The sequence below is a fragment of the Alteromonas sp. G4i35 genome (assembly GCF_054960375.1).
The window spans coordinates 14,821-33,247 of the sequence record NZ_JBHNZD010000035.1 but is presented as its reverse complement, the minus strand read 5'-3'; the positions used below and the strand labels follow the sequence as shown (position 1 = coordinate 33,247).

General features: G+C 44.8%; 18 protein-coding genes. 11 read left to right on the top strand and 7 right to left on the bottom strand.

Features of this window, described 5'->3' with window-relative positions; translation table 11 throughout:
• Nucleotides 1–85: 85 nt before the first annotated feature.
• From ACFI6L_RS18600 to pyrF, 3 genes are read left to right on the top strand one after another with little or no spacing between them, the layout of a single operon-like run.
• Nucleotides 86–343: a LapA family protein gene (locus ACFI6L_RS18600; RefSeq protein ID WP_014949639.1), complete on the top strand. Its 258-nt coding sequence runs from the start codon at nucleotides 86–88 to the stop codon at nucleotides 341–343.
• Nucleotides 343–1,512 (top strand): lipopolysaccharide assembly protein LapB, encoded by a 1,170-nt coding sequence (gene lapB / locus ACFI6L_RS18595; protein ID WP_014949638.1) that lies wholly within the window; start codon nucleotides 343–345, stop codon nucleotides 1,510–1,512. The genes ACFI6L_RS18600 and lapB overlap by 1 nt, the downstream gene beginning before the upstream one ends.
• Before the next feature lie 6 nt (nucleotides 1,513–1,518).
• Entirely contained in the window at nucleotides 1,519–2,217 is a 699-nt protein-coding gene (gene pyrF / locus ACFI6L_RS18590) for an orotidine-5'-phosphate decarboxylase (RefSeq protein ID WP_014949637.1), read from the top strand.
• Nucleotides 2,218–2,332: 115 nt separating this feature from the next.
• On the opposite strand, the gene ald is transcribed toward pyrF, so the two are convergent.
• Nucleotides 2,333–3,466, bottom strand: coding sequence for an alanine dehydrogenase (gene ald / locus ACFI6L_RS18585; protein WP_014979403.1), 1,134 nt, complete (start codon nucleotides 3,464–3,466; stop codon nucleotides 2,333–2,335).
• A gap of 185 nt (nucleotides 3,467–3,651) precedes the next feature.
• On the opposite strand from ald, the gene lrp reads away from it, so the two are divergent.
• The 8 genes from lrp to ACFI6L_RS18545 all read left to right on the top strand — a co-directional run bounded on the left by lrp (nucleotide 3,652) and on the right by ACFI6L_RS18545 (nucleotide 15,354).
• The gene (lrp, locus tag ACFI6L_RS18580; protein ID WP_014949635.1) at nucleotides 3,652–4,137 is read left to right on the top strand and encodes a leucine-responsive transcriptional regulator Lrp; all 486 of its coding nucleotides are present in this window, start codon (nucleotides 3,652–3,654) and stop codon (nucleotides 4,135–4,137) included.
• A gap of 284 nt (nucleotides 4,138–4,421) precedes the next feature.
• Entirely contained in the window at nucleotides 4,422–7,211 is a 2,790-nt protein-coding gene (locus tag ACFI6L_RS18575) for a DNA translocase FtsK (protein WP_462574593.1), read from the top strand.
• 16 nt (nucleotides 7,212–7,227) lie between these two features.
• Entirely contained in the window at nucleotides 7,228–8,052 is an 825-nt protein-coding gene (gene lolA, locus ACFI6L_RS18570) for an outer membrane lipoprotein periplasmic chaperone LolA (protein WP_462574592.1), read from the top strand.
• The gene (locus ACFI6L_RS18565) at nucleotides 8,039–9,346 is read left to right on the top strand and encodes a replication-associated recombination protein A (protein ID WP_039234654.1); all 1,308 of its coding nucleotides are present in this window, start codon (nucleotides 8,039–8,041) and stop codon (nucleotides 9,344–9,346) included. Before lolA ends, ACFI6L_RS18565 begins: the two co-directional genes overlap by 14 nt.
• A 73-nt stretch (nucleotides 9,347–9,419) precedes the next feature.
• Nucleotides 9,420–9,803, top strand: coding sequence for a fluoride efflux transporter CrcB (gene crcB, locus ACFI6L_RS18560; RefSeq protein ID WP_014949631.1), 384 nt, complete (start codon nucleotides 9,420–9,422; stop codon nucleotides 9,801–9,803).
• A 10-nt stretch (nucleotides 9,804–9,813) separates the two neighbouring features.
• Entirely contained in the window at nucleotides 9,814–11,115 is a 1,302-nt protein-coding gene (gene serS / locus ACFI6L_RS18555; protein WP_014949630.1) for a serine--tRNA ligase, read from the top strand.
• Nucleotides 11,116–11,623: 508 nt separating this feature from the next.
• Nucleotides 11,624–14,530 carry a TonB-dependent receptor plug domain-containing protein gene (locus ACFI6L_RS18550; RefSeq protein WP_061485930.1) on the top strand — a complete coding sequence of 969 codons (2,907 nt, stop codon included), beginning with the start codon at nucleotides 11,624–11,626 and terminating at the stop codon, nucleotides 14,528–14,530.
• 110 nt (nucleotides 14,531–14,640) lie between these two features.
• Complete coding sequence (locus ACFI6L_RS18545; RefSeq protein WP_462574591.1) at nucleotides 14,641–15,354, top strand: SOS response-associated peptidase family protein; 714 nt, start codon at nucleotides 14,641–14,643, stop codon at nucleotides 15,352–15,354.
• A gap of 76 nt (nucleotides 15,355–15,430) precedes the next feature.
• Here ACFI6L_RS18545 and ACFI6L_RS18540 read toward each other — a convergent pair whose 3' ends face one another.
• The 6 genes from ACFI6L_RS18540 to ACFI6L_RS18515 all read right to left on the bottom strand — a co-directional run bounded on the left by ACFI6L_RS18540 (nucleotide 15,431) and on the right by ACFI6L_RS18515 (nucleotide 18,305).
• Nucleotides 15,431–15,868 carry a host attachment protein gene (locus ACFI6L_RS18540; RefSeq protein WP_239301180.1) on the bottom strand — a complete coding sequence of 146 codons (438 nt, stop codon included), beginning with the start codon at nucleotides 15,866–15,868 and terminating at the stop codon, nucleotides 15,431–15,433.
• 270 nt (nucleotides 15,869–16,138) lie between these two features.
• Nucleotides 16,139–16,486, bottom strand: coding sequence for a TusE/DsrC/DsvC family sulfur relay protein (locus tag ACFI6L_RS18535; protein ID WP_014949623.1), 348 nt, complete (start codon nucleotides 16,484–16,486; stop codon nucleotides 16,139–16,141).
• The gene (locus ACFI6L_RS18530) at nucleotides 16,483–16,827 is read right to left on the bottom strand and encodes a hypothetical protein (RefSeq protein ID WP_283625628.1); all 345 of its coding nucleotides are present in this window, start codon (nucleotides 16,825–16,827) and stop codon (nucleotides 16,483–16,485) included. The genes ACFI6L_RS18535 and ACFI6L_RS18530 overlap by 4 nt, the downstream gene beginning before the upstream one ends.
• Nucleotides 16,827–17,195, bottom strand: a complete 369-nt coding sequence (locus tag ACFI6L_RS18525) for a DsrE family protein (RefSeq protein WP_014949621.1) — start codon at nucleotides 17,193–17,195, stop codon at nucleotides 16,827–16,829. The genes ACFI6L_RS18530 and ACFI6L_RS18525 overlap by 1 nt, the downstream gene beginning before the upstream one ends.
• Nucleotides 17,195–17,584 carry a sulfurtransferase complex subunit TusD gene (tusD, locus tag ACFI6L_RS18520; RefSeq protein ID WP_252118517.1) on the bottom strand — a complete coding sequence of 130 codons (390 nt, stop codon included), beginning with the start codon at nucleotides 17,582–17,584 and terminating at the stop codon, nucleotides 17,195–17,197. Before tusD ends, ACFI6L_RS18525 begins: the two co-directional genes overlap by 1 nt.
• Before the next feature lie 55 nt (nucleotides 17,585–17,639).
• Nucleotides 17,640–18,305 carry a Bax inhibitor-1/YccA family protein gene (locus ACFI6L_RS18515; protein ID WP_014949619.1) on the bottom strand — a complete coding sequence of 222 codons (666 nt, stop codon included), beginning with the start codon at nucleotides 18,303–18,305 and terminating at the stop codon, nucleotides 17,640–17,642.
• Nucleotides 18,306–18,427: the final 122 nt, after the last annotated feature.

Genomic DNA, 18,427 nt, shown 5'->3' with positions numbered 1-18,427 from the left:
AACATCATTTCACTTACGCTTTTAGTGTTATCTCTTTTCGCATTTTGCTATTCTTGTAAATAAATCAACAAAAAAGGGTTGAGTGTTGAAAGGGATCCTAACGTTTCTTATCATTTTGGTGCTGCTCGCGATCGCGTTTGTCATTGGCTCACAAAATGAAGCACAAGTAACAGTTAATTATTTAATTGCTCAGGCGAATCTTCGCTTATCGACGTTAATAGCGATAACACTTTCAATTGGCGTTGGTATCGGAATTTTGGTAATGCTAATGAGCTGGCTAAAATTACGTGTTCAGCTGATGTCTGCGCAGTCTAAAATACAGAGTCTGGAACAAGAACACTAATGCTCGAACTGCTGTTTCTCCTTTTGCCTGTTGCGGCAGGTTACGGCTGGATAATGGGCCGAAATAGTGTCCGTCAAGCGCAGCGAAAGCAGTCTAGCATTCTATCTAAGCATTATTACAAGGGGCTAAACTTCCTTCTCTCAGACCAACCTGATAAAGCAGTCGATACGCTAATCAAAATGATTAACGTGAATAGCGACACAGTAGAGACGCATATCGCGATGGGGAGTTTTTTCCGTCACCGAGGTGAAATAGACCGCGCAATTAAAGTCCACCAGAATTTAGTTAGCCGTGATGAGCTCCAGCCGGCTCAACGAGAAAATGCACTGAGGGAGCTTGGTCACGACTACACACAAGCAGGCTTTCTAGAGCGTGCTGAAAATGCTTTTCTTCAACTGCTTAACAGCGATAAACACTACCTTGTAGCTCAACAGCAACTTTTCAGTATCTACCAGACCACGAAAGAGTGGGAAAGAGCCATCGAATTAGCCGAACGTATGGTGCAGTGTCATGGTGACAATGATGATTTGTGCGAACGCCTTGCACACTTTTATTGTGAACAAGCATCGGTTGAGTTGAAGAACGATAGCCAAGGGGCGGCATTGACCTTATTACAAAAAGCGGTAAATGCCGACGAACATGCGGTTAGGCCGTGGCTTATGTTAGGTGATATAGCGCTTGATCAAAAACGCTTTACTGATGCCAACGCGTACTTTACGCAAGTGGCCGAACGCGATATCAACTGGTTCAGCGAAGCCGTACCTAGTTTGGAAAAAATTGCTGAAGAAACTGACGACTGGGAAAGTTTTCAGAAGAACTTAGAAGCGCACTGGCAAGAGTGTGCTACGTCCTATTTAGCCATGGTTGATGTGCTTATGAAGCGCGGTGAAACGGCACAGGCGGCTGAATACTTACTTGAGCAACTTCGCAAACGCCCGACTATGCGCGGCTTTAAAACCCTTATGGGGCTTTACATTGACCAGCTTTCAGATAAAACCACGGCTGATAGCTTACGCTTACTTAAAGAATTGGTGGAAAAGCAAATGTTGCAGCGCCCTAAATACCGCTGTGGCAGCTGTGGCTTTTCCGGTCGAAAATTATATTGGTTATGTCCTAGCTGTAAAAAGTGGGGCGTAGTAAAACCTATCAAAGGGCTAGACGGAGAATAAAAGAACATGCATGACCCACGCGTTATTGTTGCATTAGACTATGACAATAAAGACACTGCATTGGCGTTTGTTGATAAATTAGATTCAAGCTTGTGCAAGCTAAAAGTGGGCAAGGAGATGTTCACCTTATTTGGACCGGAATTCGTAAAAGCGCTAATCGCTAAAGGCTTTGACGTTTTCTTAGATCTCAAATTCCATGACATTCCAAATACTGTAGCGAAAGCGTGTAGAGCAGCGGCGGAGCTGGGTGTATGGATGGTAAACGTACATGCATCGGGCGGCCTACCTATGATGCAAGCAGCTAAAGAGGCGATTGCAACAAGCAGCAACCCTCAAACTAAACTTATTGCGGTTACCGTTCTTACCAGCATGGATGAAGCGCAGTTGGCGGATGTAGTAAGCGGTGTGACACCAGAGCAACAAGTGCTGCGTCTGGCGGCACTAACAGAAAAAGCAGGATTAGACGGCATTGTCTGCTCGGCACAGGAAGCCAGCGCATTACGCGAAAAACACAGCGACGATTTTCTGCTAGTTACACCAGGTATTCGCCCAGTAGGCGCAGATGCTGGTGATCAAAAGCGCGTCATGACGCCTCCCGATGCTATGAAAGCTGGCGTGAGCTATTTAGTTATGGGAAGACCTATCACTAAAGCGGAAGACCCTATTGCCGTACTGAAAGCAGTAAACGCATCAATAAACGGTTAGACTTAATTCGAATACAAAAAAGCTCGGATGTGATGTTCACATACCGAGCTTTTTTATTCCGATTTTCTTATTCAAGGGCATGGCCACAGGCCCAACCGAGACTAATCTTTAGAAGTTATTCGCCTTTAAGCGCTACTTCAGCTGGTGTATAGGTTAGACCTAGTTCTTCACCTAGTGCGTCAACCACGGCTTTGTAAGTTACCTTACCTTCGTGCACGTTTAGGCCGTTAAGCAAATGCTTGTCTTCTAGCATTGCTTTCGCTGGTCCTTTGTTAGCTAAGGCTAGACCAAATGGCAATGTGGCATTGTTAAGTGCCATCGTAGAAGTACGCGCAACGCCACCAGGCATGTTTGCAACACAGTAGTGAACTACATCGTCAACAACATAAACAGGGTCTTGGTGTGTGGTCGCTTTAGATGTTTCAAAGCATCCACCTTGGTCGATAGCAACATCAACAAGCACTGAACCAGGTTTCATTGCCTTAATTTGTTCGCGAGTAAGAAGCTTCGGAGCTGCTGCACCAGGAATTAGTACCGCACCAACAACAAGGTCAGCTTTTGAAGAGTAGTGCTCGATAGCGTCAACGGTTGAGTAAACCGTTTTTACTTGTCCGTTAAAGATATCATCGATTTGACGAAGGCGAGGAAGCGAGCGGTCAAGAATAGTAACGTCAGCACCAAGGCCTAGTGCCATTTTTGCTGCGTTAGTACCAACAACACCACCGCCGATAACCAGTACTTTACCTGGTGCTACACCCGGAACGCCACCAAGAAGTGTACCGCTACCGCCGTGTGCTTTTTCAAGGTAATGCGCGCCAGCTTGAACCGACATACGGCCAGCTACTTCACTCATTGGTGCTAGTAGTGGAAGCCCACCGCGGTCGTCAGTCACTGTTTCATATGCGATACAAGTTGCACCAGACTCAACAAGCAGCTTTGTTTGCGTAGGATCAGGCGCTAAATGTAGGTAGGTGTATAGTGTCTGGCCTTTACGAAGCATTTTACACTCGTTAGGCTGAGGCTCTTTAACTTTTACGATCATTTCTGCTTCAGCAAACACTTGCTCAGCCGTTGATGCAATGGCTGCGCCTGCTTCGACATACATTTCGTTAGTGAAACCTATTGCGTCACCTGCGTTCGTTTCTACTAAAACGCTGTGACCGTGGCTAACAAACTCTTTTACAGCTGCTGGCGTCAAGCCAACACGGTATTCGTGGTTCTTAATTTCTTTTGGTACACCAACTAACATGTATAGTCCTCAATCTTATAGTGAGCTTCTAAGCGGCTCTGGTTGAACTTTTGATAAATAGTGTTCGGCTTTGAAGCACGTGAACATATTTGCGGAGTATACGTGATAAAAAAACGAACTATCTGCTGAAGAATGGGCGTTTGTAGCATATAATTCTCCTAAAAGATGCTTTTAAGATATTTTATATGCTGGTAAAGACACCAAAACACCTAGACCGAATAGACAGGAATATCCTGGTACAGTTACAGAAAAACGGGCGTATATCAAACGTCGAACTTGCTAAAGAAGTGGGATTAAGCCCCAGCCCTTGTCTTGAGAGAGTTAAGAGGCTGGAGGCTCAGGGCTATATAAAAGGATATCATGCTGTCGTTGACCCAGAAAAGCTCGGCGCAGCTATGCTTGTGTTCGTAGAGATTACGTTAACGAAAACATCGGTAGATATCTTTGCAGAATTTTCTGCTGCGGTAAAACTGCATGACGATATACAAGAATGTCACCTGGTGTCCGGAGATTTTGACTTCCTTCTTAAAGCACGCGTTGCAGATATGGGAAGTTATAGGAAATTATTAGGTGATACTTTATTGCGCTTGCCCGGAGTAAGTGAGTCGCGGACGTACGTTGTGATGGAAGAAGTAAAAAGTACATCGTCGCTGCGCATTAATTTGAAGTAATGAAAGCGTGGCTCAATAGCGTGGTTTTGTGGTAGGCTGTGCAAAAATACAGTGTTTGTGTTTTATCAAAGGATTAACAGCACGCTAAAGCACAGGGTAGGGGATGGGTGTATTAATTCAGTTGTGCGCTCAGTAACTTACCAAAAAGTAAATCAATAATAATTATGTAGGAATAGCAAAGAGTTCGCTAAGCTCTTTGTTGCGGTTAGTACTGCGGTTACCGCATAGGGTAAAAAGCTATCTGCGGTAATACATGCGATGGAAATTGAAGGTTTTTTAGGGTTATGGCGCGATTAACAGGGGTTCAGCGAGTGTGGGAAGCAGGTATGATTATCGCCTGTGTTTTCGCCTTCTTCTTATTGCTGGCACTAGCATCTTTTCATCCAGGAGACCCAGGTTGGAGTCAGGCTGGATTACAACTCGACGTTCACAACTGGGTTGGAGCAACTGGGGCGTGGGTCGCTGATCTTCTGCTATTCTCATTTGGTTTTTTAGCGTATTTACTGCCTTTCGGCTCTGCCTTCTTAGGGTGGTTTCTATTCCAACACATTAAAGAACTCGATGAATTCGATTACCTTACTATTGGATTAAGAATTATTGGTGGGCTGTTGATGGCCCTCGGTGCAACGGGCATCGCCAGTATAAATTTTGACGACATTTACAACTTTTCAGCCGGCGGTTTTGTTGGCGACGTAATTAGTTCAGCGCTAGTGCCTTACTTCAATACCGCTGGCACAATTTTGCTACTTCTTTGTTTCTTCTGTACGGGCTTTACCTTACTAACGGGTATTAGCTGGCTCACTATTATCGACAGGTTAGGTGAAGGTACGCTGTGGTTAGGACGCAAGACTCTTTCAGCGCCTCAGAGTTTGTTAGCATTCGAAATGCCGCGACTAGCCCTAGCTAACAAATCGTCTAATCAAAGTGGCGACGAAGGTGCAGAGCTAGATATTACCAGTATGCGCGCTGAACCTTTGGCTTCTACTGCACAGACAAAACCATCACAGACACAGAAAACTACGCCATCACGCAGTGAGCCTACCTTTGGCATTGACGATGTAGATGATGAGCCGCCGTTTTATACCTATGACGGGGACAAGTCTGTTCAATCTAACCCCCACGATACTGTCAACGCCGAGGAAGACGATGCGACATCAAGTGCAGATATAGCTGAGACGAAAAAGTCGTCGTTCTCATTATCAGGTATGCGTAGTGCGGTTACTGGTAGCTTTAAAGACAAAGTGGGTTTGGGTAAATCGAGCCAAGATGACTCAGTTCAGTCAGAAGATGATAGCAGTCAACATGAGCATAAACACCAAGCACAGCAAAGTCCGCATATTAACTTTGACGACTTAGAAGAGTTTGATGAAGACTTGCCTTACGAAACTGGAAGCAAGCCAATAACTTCTGCAAATAACAGCGCGCCATCTGTTGAAGGGAGCGAACCAAATACGGAAACGCTACAGTCGCAAACTGTTGAAACTCAGGGAGCGAGTCAAGGTGCTACCCAAGCATTTACGCCTGCTGCATTAGGTGCCAAACCCGTGAAGGCGAGGGCAGGTGAGTTAGATCCTGATTTACCACCTATGCCGTCCTTTGATTTACTTGAACGTGCCGACAAACATGAAAACCCGCTTACGCCAGAAGAAATTGAAGGTATTTCTCGTTTGGTAGAGGAAAAACTGGCTGACTTTAACATTGAAGCGACGGTGGTTGGCGTGTTCCCAGGCCCTGTTATTACCCGGTTTGAGCTTGATTTAGCACCTGGGGTAAAAGTGAGCAAGATCTCAGGGCTGTCGAAAGACTTAGCCCGCGCTATGTCAGCTATCTCGGTGCGTGTAGTGGAAGTTATTCCGGGTAAGTCAGTAATTGGCTTAGAACTGCCGAATAAAAAACGTGAAATGGTGCGGCTGAGCGAAGTTATTAGCTGCGATACTTTTCAGTCTAATAAATCACCATTAACCATGGTGTTGGGCGCTGATATTTCAGGTCAGCCAGTGGTGGTCGATTTAGCCAAAATGCCTCACCTTTTGGTTGCGGGTACTACAGGTTCAGGTAAATCTGTAGGTGTGAACGTTATGATTCTTAGTTTGCTTTATAAGAGCACGCCAGAAGATGTTCGCATGATCATGATTGACCCGAAAATGCTTGAGCTTTCCGTTTATGAAGGCATACCTCACTTGCTTGCTGAAGTGGTTACCGACATGAAAGAAGCCGCCAATGCCCTTCGTTGGTGCGTGGGTGAGATGGAGCGTCGTTATCGTCTAATGAGCGCTCTTGGCGTGCGTAACCTAAAAGGCTATAACGCGAAAGTAGAAGAAGCTATTGCTAATGGCACACCAATAAAGGACCCACTGTGGAAGAATGAAGAAAGTATGGATGCTGAAGCGCCTGACTTAGCCAAGCTTCCTGCTATCGTGGTAGTAGTCGATGAATTTGCCGACATGATGATGATAGTGGGCAAAAAAGTAGAAGAGCTTATCGCACGTATCGCACAGAAAGCACGTGCTGCGGGCATCCATCTAATCCTTGCCACGCAGCGTCCATCTGTAGATGTTATTACAGGTCTGATCAAGGCCAACATTCCAACCCGTTGTGCATTCCAAGTTTCTAGTAAAATAGACTCAAGAACCATTCTAGACCAACAAGGCGCAGAAACTTTGCTAGGGATGGGTGACATGCTTTATCTGCCTCCTGGTAGCCCTGTGCCAACCCGTGTTCACGGTGCATTTGTGGATGATCACGAAGTACATGCTGTAGTTGCAGACTGGCAGAAACGTGGTGAGCCTGAATACATTGATGAGATCCTGAATGGCGAAGCGACGGCCGAAGTCTTACTGCCAGGCGAACAGCCTGAGGGTGAGGATCAAGAATTTGATGCCTTCTATGATGAAGCCGTGGCGTTTGTCACCGAAACACGTCGAGCTAGTGTGTCGAGTGTGCAGCGTAAGTTTAGAATTGGTTACAATCGGGCCGCGCGCTTGGTTGAACAAATGGAAATGAGTGGTGTCGTAAGTGCACAGGGGCATAACGGGAACCGTGAGGTTCTTGCACCGCCGCCCCACAAAGAATAACGAATGGATTGAATAAATGAATAAAGCAGTTTCGGTTTATTTTGTGAGTGCATTGGTAACGGCAGGTACAGCAATGACTGCTGCTAACGCTGCGGTAGAATTAGATACAACAGGTTCAAATATAGGCAAGAACAATGCTCACGAGGTTGTCAGTGTTCATGACGCTATTCAGGCTAATGCCACAGTAAACACTAGTCAGCCTAAAACTTCATCGCTTATCAATGATTCTGCGAGTACTTCACTGCAGGCTTTGTTAAGCAATATGAAGCAGTTTCGTGCAAGCTTTGCGCAGACAGTAGTCGATGCACAGCAAAATGTCGTTCACGAAGCACAAGGCACGCTGACCATGACCCGCCCCAATAAGCTTCGCTGGGAAACAACGTTTCCTGATGAAACCCTTTTGGTTGCCGATGGCGAAGCGGTTTGGAATGTGGATACCTTCGTAGAGCAGGTAACAGTCCTATCTCAAGACAATGCGATTAAAGATAACCCTATTGTTTTGCTTACATCGACAGATGAAGCTACGTGGTCAAAGTTCTCTATCAATCAATTAAATAGCGGTTCATCGGCTGTAACACCTGAAAATGGCGCGGCAGACAACATCAATGGTGGTAGCGCAACAAAAAGCTACCAAATCACGCCTAAAGAACAGGGCGGCCAAATCGCTACGCTTACATTAACTTTTAACCAAGACAGTGAACTCGCTTCGCTTAATATGCTCGATGCGCAACAGCAAATCAGCACTTTGGTGTTCAGTAATATTGAAACGCGTTTTCCAGTGCCCGCTGATACGTTCTTAGTTGATATTCCAGACAGCTTCATAATTGATGACCAGCGTTAATCAAGATTTCGCGCCCCTCGCGGCGCGAATGCGCCCGGTCACCATAGAGCAGTACAGCGGTCAAGAACACTTACTTGGCGAAGGTAAGCCTCTTCGTAAAATGTTAGAGGCGGGTCACTGTCATTCTATGATTTTGTGGGGGCCGCCCGGTACCGGTAAAACTACCCTTGCTGAACTCATTGCTCAATACACCAACGCATCTGTATTGCGTATTTCTGCGGTTACCTCTGGGGTAAAAGACATCAGAGCCGCCATGGATACGGCTGAAGAAAACGCCCGTTATAACCAGCGAACCTTGTTGTTTGTAGACGAAGTACACCGATTCAACAAAAGTCAGCAGGACGCGTTTCTTCCATTTGTTGAGTCTGGCGTTGTTACCTTTATTGGCGCAACGACAGAGAATCCCTCGTTCGAATTAAATAAAGCGCTTTTATCTCGTGTACGTGTTTATGTGCTAAAAACACTCGAACACGAAGCACTGTCTGAATTGATTGATAGAGCGCTAAGCGATACTGAAAAAGGTCTGGGTGACAGAGCCCTTGGTATTGAAGAAACAGCCAGAAACGCGCTTATCGATTTAAGTGGCGGCGACGCACGTCGTCTTCTCACCTATTTGGAGCTTGCTGCCGACTTCACCGGAGCAAACGAAATAACCGTAAGCGATGTTGAACATGCGGTAGGCGAGAAAGTTGCTAGTTACGACAATAAAGGCGACACCTTCTACGACCTAATCTCCGCGTTTCATAAATCTGTTAGAGGCTCAGATCCAGACGCAGCCCTTTACTGGTACGCAAGAATTCTTGATGGCGGGGGAGACGCGCTGTATGTAGGAAGACGTCTACTTGCTATCGCGTCTGAAGACATTGGTAATGCAGACCCAAGAGCAATGCAGCTCTGTATTAATGCCTGGGACACGTTTCACCGAGTAGGGCCCGCAGAGGGCGAGCGCGCTATTGCTCAAGCTGCGGTATATTGTGCGTTAGCTGCAAAAAGTAACGCGGTATATATGGCGTTTAACGAAGCAAAAGCATTGGCGCGTAAAACCTCTGATGCACCTGTTCCCATGCATTTACGCAATGCGCCTACGTCGCTAATGAAAGAGCTCGGTCATGGCGATGGTTACCGCTATGCTCACAACGAGCCGAACGCGTTTGCCGCGGGTGAGTCTTACTTTCCGGAAAGCCTTACTGGAACTCGCTTGTATAACCCTAATGAACGCGGTTTAGAGAAAGCTTTGAAAGCCAAGCGTGAATTTCTCGATTCACTTAATGCGAGAAGTAACAATAAAAGGTAAAGTTGCAGACATGTAACTCAACTAGTTCAGATTATATGAATTAGTTAATAAAAAAATGCGCTAGGGAGTTTTCGTGCCTCAAGGGTTAGCTTTGTATTGTTTTATTGCCGCTGGCGGTGCGACCGGCGCCTGTTTACGCTATTTTGTTACCACAAGTGTTGATTCCTTATTTGGAAAACACATGCCGTTTGGTACACTAACGGTGAATGTGGTCGGGTCGTTTGCACTCGCATTACTGTACGGTTTTATCGAACGTCATGATTTAAGCGACTCTCCTTACCGAGCGCTTATCGGTGTAGGGCTATTAGGTGCCTTTACTACATTCTCAACATTTTCCGTTGAAACCTTAACTTTACTAGAAAACGGGTTGTGGCTTAAAGCCGCAGCAAATGTATTTCTTAACGTTGGCGCTTGCCTAATAGCAGGTTGGCTAGCCATTCAATTGATGAAAGGATAATTAGAAACACATGTTAGATCCAAAGTGTTTGCGAAGCGATATAGAACAAACAGCTAAGCGATTAGCTGCCCGTGGTTTTAACCTCGATGTAGCAGCTTTCAGTTCGCTTGAAGAAAAAAGAAAAACACTTCAGTCCAGAACACAGGATCTGCAAAACGAGCGTAACGTACGAAGTAAATCCATTGGTAAAGCAAAAGCGCAGGGCGAAGATATTGCACCGCTATTGGCTGAAGTGGGTAAGCTTGGTGACGAGCTTGACGCCGCTAAAGCGGAACTTAGCGAACTGTTGGAAGAAATTAACACCCTTACGCAAGGCATTCCTAATTTGCCACACGAGTCTGTACCAGCGGGTAAAGACGAAGATGACAATGTTGAGATTTCTCGATGGGGCGAACCACGCACGTTTGATTTTGAAGTTAAAGATCATGTTGATGTGGCTGAAGGCTTAAACAACGGCTTAGATTTCGCTACCGCAAGTAAGCTAACGGGAAGCCGCTTTGTAGTGATGCGCGGCGATATTGCTCGCCTAAATCGTGCAATTGCTCAGTTCATGCTAGATACCCATACACAAGAACATGGCTACCAAGAGATGTATGTGCCTTACTTGGTTAACGCTGACAGCCTTTATGGCACAGGTCAGTTGCCTAAATTTGGTGAAGACCTATTTCACACCAAGCCAGCAACTGAAGAAGGACAGGGGCTTAGCCTAATTCCAACTGCAGAAGTTCCGCTAACTAATATCGCACGCGATGAAATATTAGATGCGAAAACGCTGCCTGTGAAAATGACAGCGCATACGCCTTGCTTCCGCTCAGAGGCTGGTTCGTACGGTCGAGATACCCGTGGACTTATTCGTCAGCATCAGTTCGATAAGGTAGAACTTGTACAGTTAGTTAAGCCAGAAGAGAGCTTTGACGCGCTAGAAGCACTTACAGGACACGCAGAAGTTATTCTTCAAAAGCTAGAATTACCGTACCGCAAAGTGTTGCTTTGTACTGGTGATATGGGCTTTGGTGCATGTAAAACTTACGATCTTGAAGTATGGCTGCCTGCGCAAAATACCTATCGTGAAATTTCTTCATGTTCAAACATGTTGGACTTCCAAGCACGACGCATGCAGGCTAGATTCCGTAACCCAGAAACGAATAAAACTGAACTTCTTCACACATTGAATGGTTCTGGTTTAGCGGTAGGGCGTACGCTTGTAGCTATTTTAGAGAACAATCAGCAAGCAGACGGAAGCGTTACGATTCCAAAGGCGCTTGTGCCTTACATGGCAGGCCAAGAGGTTATCAAAGCGACTAGCGTGTAAAGTACTGAAGCTTTAAAGATTAGATTTATTTAGTTAAGCGATAACTACTGCACAAAGCGAATTTAAATGAAAATCCGGCATCCGAAAGGTGTCGGATTTTTTTATTAGTAAACCTGATTAGCATAAAGTATTACTGAGAATACTGTGATGAGAGAATGGGGTAGTTGTTTAGTATGTAATGAATAGCTAATATTTAAATGGGCTCATAATCAGTCTTTTGATTGTGAAAAAGATGTTTCAAATTGTAAACATGTTGCAAGGATTAAGAATTTATTCTTTATTTTTCATTGAGATAAGCTCACCGAAGATAGGTCTTTACCTGTCTTTACATTTCTTTACATACCCCCTACTTTTGGCTAATGTTTCGGTTGACGCAAGTTATTGAAAAATCGTATTTCGTATCGCGTCTAGGAAAAGTTACATATCAATAAATATTGATGTTTGAGGATAAGGGAAATGTCCTTCTTGGAATTTCTCTTTCCCTTACATGAAATTCCAGGGAACACACATGTTTAAAAAAAACCTCATTACCAGGACGTTGCGAAATGCAGCGTTAGTTGGTCTTGTAGGCTCACTTGCCTATCCTGTCTTAGCTCAAGAAACTCCAGTAGATGAAGAATCTGTTGAAAAAATCAAAGTAACTGGCTCGCGTATTAAACGAACAGAGCTTTCTACGCCCGCGCCAATAGTTTCTGTGAGCGCAGAAGAAATTAAGCGTTTCGGTACGCCTGACTTAGGTAGTATTCTTGCTGAACTTCCCGCGATAGCCGCAGGCTCTACTCTAATTGGTAACAACAATAGCAATGCTAACGCTGGTCTAAGCTCGCCAGATCTACGCTCTCTTGGTGAAAATAGAACACTTACTCTTGTCAACGGTAAACGACACGTAGCAGGTTCACCGTTTTCTAATGCGGTAGACACAGGTTCTATACCTGCCGCTATGATTGAGCGAATTGAAGTAATTACTGGTGGCGCGTCAGCTATTTATGGTTCTGATGCTGTATCAGGGGTTATCAACGTTATCCTTAGAGACGACTATGAGGGCCTTGAGTTCAGATTTGATGGCACCACTGACCTAGAAGGTGTTGGAAATAGAACCAATAATTTTAGTGCATTATACGGTCACACTACCGATGATGGAAAAGGCAATATCACCTTTTTCGCTGAAAAAAATAACATTAACCAAGTTATGGAGCCTGACCTTCAACAGGCCGCTGCATGGGGGACTATTGTAAACCCTCTAGATACTGGTGAAAACGATGGTATTGCAGATAGACTACGCGTTCCATTTGTTGGTTCAGAAATGATTAACCAGTTTGGCGTAATTAATCCATTTGGTGGTGGTCCTCGGATTACATTTATGCCAGACGGTTCGCCGATGGATCAAGTAAGTCGCTTGGAAAATAATAGCTTCGCTTTTGGTAGTTTCGATCAACGTTACGATTCTGTTTTCTTCGGCGAAGATTACGTTAACTACATTCCTGATCAAGAAACAGTTACCTTAGCAAGTACGTTCCGCTATGACATCACAGACAACATTCGCTTTTATGGTGACGTCAAACACGTAGATAAGAAAATTGAGCAGCAATTCCAGCCGTCTTTCCGTTTTGGTGGTATTTTCGTTGATGTAGAAGATAATGCATTCTTAGATGAGTCTACTCGCTCACGCCTTCTTGATGGCGGTCAATCAGTGGTTGAAATGTCGCGTTTCTTCACCGATATTGGTAACCGAACAGCGTCTAACGATCGTGAGCTGTTTCGCTTCATCGGTGGCTTTGAAGGGTACTTTACTCTGAGTGATACTGATTTCGACTACGATGTTTACTACACTCGCGGCGAAGTATCGAATGTACGTCGTACGCTAAATGATTTAATTCCTACAAATTTCCTGGCTGCGCTTGATTCGGTCATTGATCCTGAAACAGGGCAAGCGGCGTGCCGCAGCCAAGTTCCAGCGCTTCAGGGGGAAGACTATGAAGACCCAGCGTTAGTAAACCCTGAAAACTGTGCACCGTTTAATCCATTTGGTTTTGGTCAAGCAAGTGCAGCATCTGCCGACTTTATAGCTGGTGATGTTCAACGAGAAGATGAAATCACTCAAGAGATGGTTGGTGGAACACTTTCGTTCGATTCAGGTCAGTGGTTCGAACTTCCTGGTGGGCCATTAGGTATTGCGTTAGGTTATGAATATCGTGAAGAAGACGTTGAGACAACGACCGATGAATTAACAAAACAAGGGGTCTTTACCAACGCTGCTACGCCAGACTCCTTTGGTGGCTATGATGTGAGTGAGTTCTTTGTTGAGCTTCGCTTACCTCTTCTTAGTGACGTTATGCTGGCTAAGGAACTATCATTAGATGCGGCATATCGCACAGCGGACTATTCACACGCGGGTAATGCAGATGCGTGGCAAGTTGGCTTTATGTGGGCTCCAATTGAAGATGTGCGAATCCGCGGTACCGTAGGTGAAGCTGTTCGTGCTCCTAATGTTGACGAGGCATTTTCTCCTCAATCGCCAGGCTTTGCAAACATCAATGACCCGTGTGACGCCGACAATATTAACGATGATCCAGATCGCGCCGCAAATTGTCTAGCACTGGGTATTCCTGCTGGTTTTGAAGCAAATGATAACGTAAGTATCGAGACAGTCTCAGGCGGTAATCCTGACCTTTTCTCTGAAGGCAGTGAGTCGAGAACGATAGGCATTGTATGGACACCGGAGTTCTTAGAAAACTTCTCTGTCACGGTTGATTTCTATGACATTGAGATTGAAGATGCGATCACAGAAGTCGGTGCACAAGATATTCTCGATAACTGTGTGGATGCTTCAGGTGGTCCTGATGCAGGGTTCTGCTCTCAGATTGACCGCGACGAAAATAACGATGTTGAAGTTGTACGCTCTGGCTTTATTAATGCCTCTGCGCTTAAAACATCGGGTGTTGAGTTTCAGATCCGATATACTACTGAGCTCAGCGATTTAGGTCTACCGGGTGAGCTTCGCTTAAACCTTCAAGGGAACAAAGTTAACGAACTTGAAGAATACGCTTTCCAAGACCGTCCAGATGAGATTAACGTAGAAGTGGGCGAAGTTGGCGACCCTGAGTATCAATTCAGAACCATCGTTGACTACCGTATTGATGAGTGGAACTTCAACTATACGAGCCGCTTTATTGATCGTTCTGCGCTATTTGACGTTTCACCTGGTGCAGATTCACCTGAAGACGTGTCTCCAGCGTTTGTTGGAAGTATTTGGACTCATGACTTCAGCATTGAATATACCTACAACGAAAATGTTGATGTATATGTGGGTTTAAGAAACGCGTTCAATAAAGTACCACCTGGCTACACGTTCGATCCGCTATACGACCTACTTGGTCGCAGGTTGAATGCAGGTATTACTGTTCGCTTCGAATAAGCGTTAACTAAAACGATGAGCTACCACGTGAACGTGGTGGCTCTTTTTTGTGTTACTTCCCTTATAATTTCTGTACCTTGAAGCGAGTACAAACTCATAGGCTTTCTTACATGTGCGGATTTATACAGCGTATTACTGACTCACCTGACGTTATTGCGCTTCTTGAAGAAGTCGGGCTTACACAAACCATTCCGCTTTTTGTCAATGAATCTTCCACAAGCAATGTTATTAACTTTTATCCTGCATTTGGAAAAGTGCCAGAACGACAAATTACCAATTTAATTGTATCTGGTGATAGCACCATCGATGCAACGTGGTGGTTTGACGCAAAACCTAATGGAAACGCGCTTACCGTAGGTGATAGAACAACATTTAACGCTCGAAATCTAGAAAGCCCTTATTGGAGCAAGTTCATTCGTGAACGACGCGCTGTGGTTGTCGCAACTGCAGTAGGGGAGTCAAACCCACTTGGTAAAGGAAAAGCGCACTTTTTAATGAAATCGGCTACTGGTGCATTGTTAATTGGCGCGGTATACCGGCGGTTTAGTAATGGCCTATTTTCCTGTGCAGTAGTGACGCGCCCACCCGTAGAGGGATTTAGCCAGTATCATGAAAAATCCATTCCTTGCTTTCTTCCACATAATGCACATGCGATAAATGCGTGGTTAGCGGCTGAGACACAAGGCTCATTGAACAATGAGGTAGAATATATTTTGAATAATCCTCGTATTTATACCGATCTCGAAGTTACGCGAGTAAAGACGTTTAAAAGCGCCGAGGCAATCGGTGAAGTTAACGTGTTAAAGGCTGACGAAAACCGCTGACTTTTACTTATAAGCGAGTAAGAGAAGGCGGCAATGACAACAGCCGCCTGTGACAATCTAACTACTAAATAACGTTTTATTTAAGGTAGGAAAGCAAGGTTTCCTCGTCTGCACCTAAAACATTCTTTTTCACTTCTTTGTCGACGACGTCTGAACATTGAGCTGACATTCCGCTTCTCAATTTACCAAGAAATCCAGGCCCACTAATAATATCTATAGAGCCCAACGCACCTCGTTTACGCTCACCATCTAGCCAGTCAGCAATGTCACTGGCAAATCGTTCATCTTCGAGTTCAGCGGCATCTTTTCGATTCATGCTATCAACGCCCGGCACCTGCGAAGCGGGAGCCGATTGTCTGCCGGGTTTATCTGTATAAATGTCTTGGTCACTCGCGTCACTAAACTCGTTGTGCCACTTTTTTACTTCAACAAGTGCACTTCCGTGGTTGGTATAGGTGTAAGCTGTGGCGTCGTCGTGGTTGGCCACAATTACGTAGTGTTTTTGAACTGTCATATAGCCTCCTATGTCCATTTATGTAAAACATTCACGTTTATGGTGTTCGGTAAAAGGCAAGTATGAAAAATATGCCTGAAACCCGAGATAAAACGCCAATGTAGTAGGGGAGTTGCAATATCAACACCAAGGCTAAAACAGTTAACAATAGGGTGGCTCTTCTGATAGCTACCTTAAATCGGGTTTCAACCCGTGAAGCAAATCAACAAGTGCTTTTAGCAGAAGGCTAGCCGGGGGCGCTAGCACTTTAAATATAATGTGCGATCGCCTTTACAAGCATTTCGCAGGTTTAGGTAATCCTGCTAGTTTAGTGGCTTGCTTCGCCGGGCCTTTTTTAAAGAGTCGCTGCAGGTAGCGACTATTACCTTTTTCTGGCCCAAACTTATTGGCCATAGCTTTCACCAAAGCACGAATCGCTGGGCTGGTTTCGTACTCTTCATAGAATGCGCGTACGAAGCGCACCACTTCCCAGTGGGCTTCGGTTAATTCAATGTTCTCTTCTTGCGCCAGCAACTCAACCATATCTTCTTCCCAAAGGGTATAGTCGAGTAAATACCCGGCTTTGTCTGTAGGGATCGCTTGCCCTTTATAATTGAAGCTATAGGTTTCTTGTGTCATGAAAGGGGTATCCAGTGCTGATTTTTTGCTGATATTGCAGCAAGTTCTTTGTGAGAAATAGGATTAATATGTTCGGGAAGATTTGCGCCCCTGGTATCCGCATCTGTACTCAAGAACGACAGGTTTAGCGTTGGTTTGTCTTTTGCCGTGCCTTTTGTCGTACTCTCTACCGTACTTTTTACCGTATTGGCCAGCCGCTCAAAAAACGCGGTGTTTAATGCAGGGGCATAAACGCCATCACCAACAAATACAACATAAGTAGAAGTCGATTGCTCAAAAGTGGCTTCAATAAGCTGTTTGTATTCAGTGCTCAAATTTGGCGTTGAAATAGTAATAAGCATTAGAATGTCACCACATGATCTACGCTTTGGATAAGCGTGACCTTTTCTTCTGGGGTTATCCACTCACAGTCTAACTCATCAACTAGACTGTTATTAGAAAGAACCTGCTCAATGTCGTAGGTATCTGCACTTGCTTTACACACAAAGCATTCTTCGATATCGAAAAACGGCATGCTAGCTAAACGTTTGGTGTGATTTTTTAGTCCTTTGGTAGACGCTGCCTTAACAAGCTGCAGTACACCTTGGCTTTCAAAAAGCACTTTAACATCGTGCCCATAGTTTGTTGCAGCAAGCGCAAAATCTAAACCGTCTTGGCTTTTAGCATTGGAAAAAGGGCTTTGCGTAAACCTAATAAGTAGTTGCGCCATTAGAATTGTACCAACCTGTTGCAATCATGGAGCGCAGTGAAGAATTCGCCCAAGCCAGCTTGCTCGAAAGGCGCGGTTAAGTTGGCCTGAGACAACCCATTCTCTTTCGCCTCTAACTCACTAACAATACCTCGCTTAACGGCGGCGGTAATGCATACAAGTAATTTCACGTTGTGTTCAGTCGCTAGAGTCTTCCAGCTATCAAATACGAACAGCTCGTCACCCGTCTTTAGCATTAAGTTATTAGTGTGGTGTACACCTTCGCTATAAAAGAAAACGTTGTTTATTACATCACCATTATCGATTACACCTTGTGCAAAGGAGAGGGCGCGTAACGCTGTATCGCCTTGAAACGGTGATGATGTGATAAGTACTGAATATTCTGCCATACAAATAAAAACACCCCGGTTAAGGGGTGTTTCTCTTTAAACCTTTAACGCTGTTTTAATCGTCGCCACCAAACGCACCTAGAAGGTGAAGGATAGACGTGAACAAGTTGTATATGTTCAAGTATAGCGAAACTGTTGCACGAATGTAGTTTGTTTCACCACCGTGGATGATACGACTTGTATCAAACAAGATGAATCCTGACATAATAAACACAATCGCTGCACTGATTGCTAAGCTTACCGCTGGAACTGCGAAAAAGATGTTCGCAATAGCAGCTACAAGCACTACAACTAGGCCTACTACCAAGAATCCGCCCATAAACGAGAAGTCTTTCTTAGTGGTAAGTGCGTAGCCAGAAAGCGCGAAGAACACAAGTGCTGTTGCACCTAGCGCTTCCATGATCAAGCCTGGACCCGCAACGCCTAGATAGAAATTAAGCGTGTAACCTAGTGATGCACCCATTAAACCTGTGAATGCAAACACCCAGTAGATACCAGATGCTGAATCAGCTTTTTTCTGAACTACAAATAACGTAATAAAAGCGCCGATAGTCATAACAAGAGACATCATAGGAGAAATGCCTACTGCCATTGCTATACCAGCACAAACCGCACTAAACGCCAGTGTCATCGCAAGCAGCATATAGGTGTTGCGTAGAACCTTGTTCGTCTGCAATACCGATGGTTGAGATGCACTTGAATACATCGAACGTTGATCCATTGTTTCCTCCAACAGGACTTATGATATGACCAAAATGGTACACAATTATTTAGTGTATGTTGTATGGGTTTTAGTTCCCATTTTCAAGTAGTTTCAGATGAAAATGGTGTCAGGTGAATATA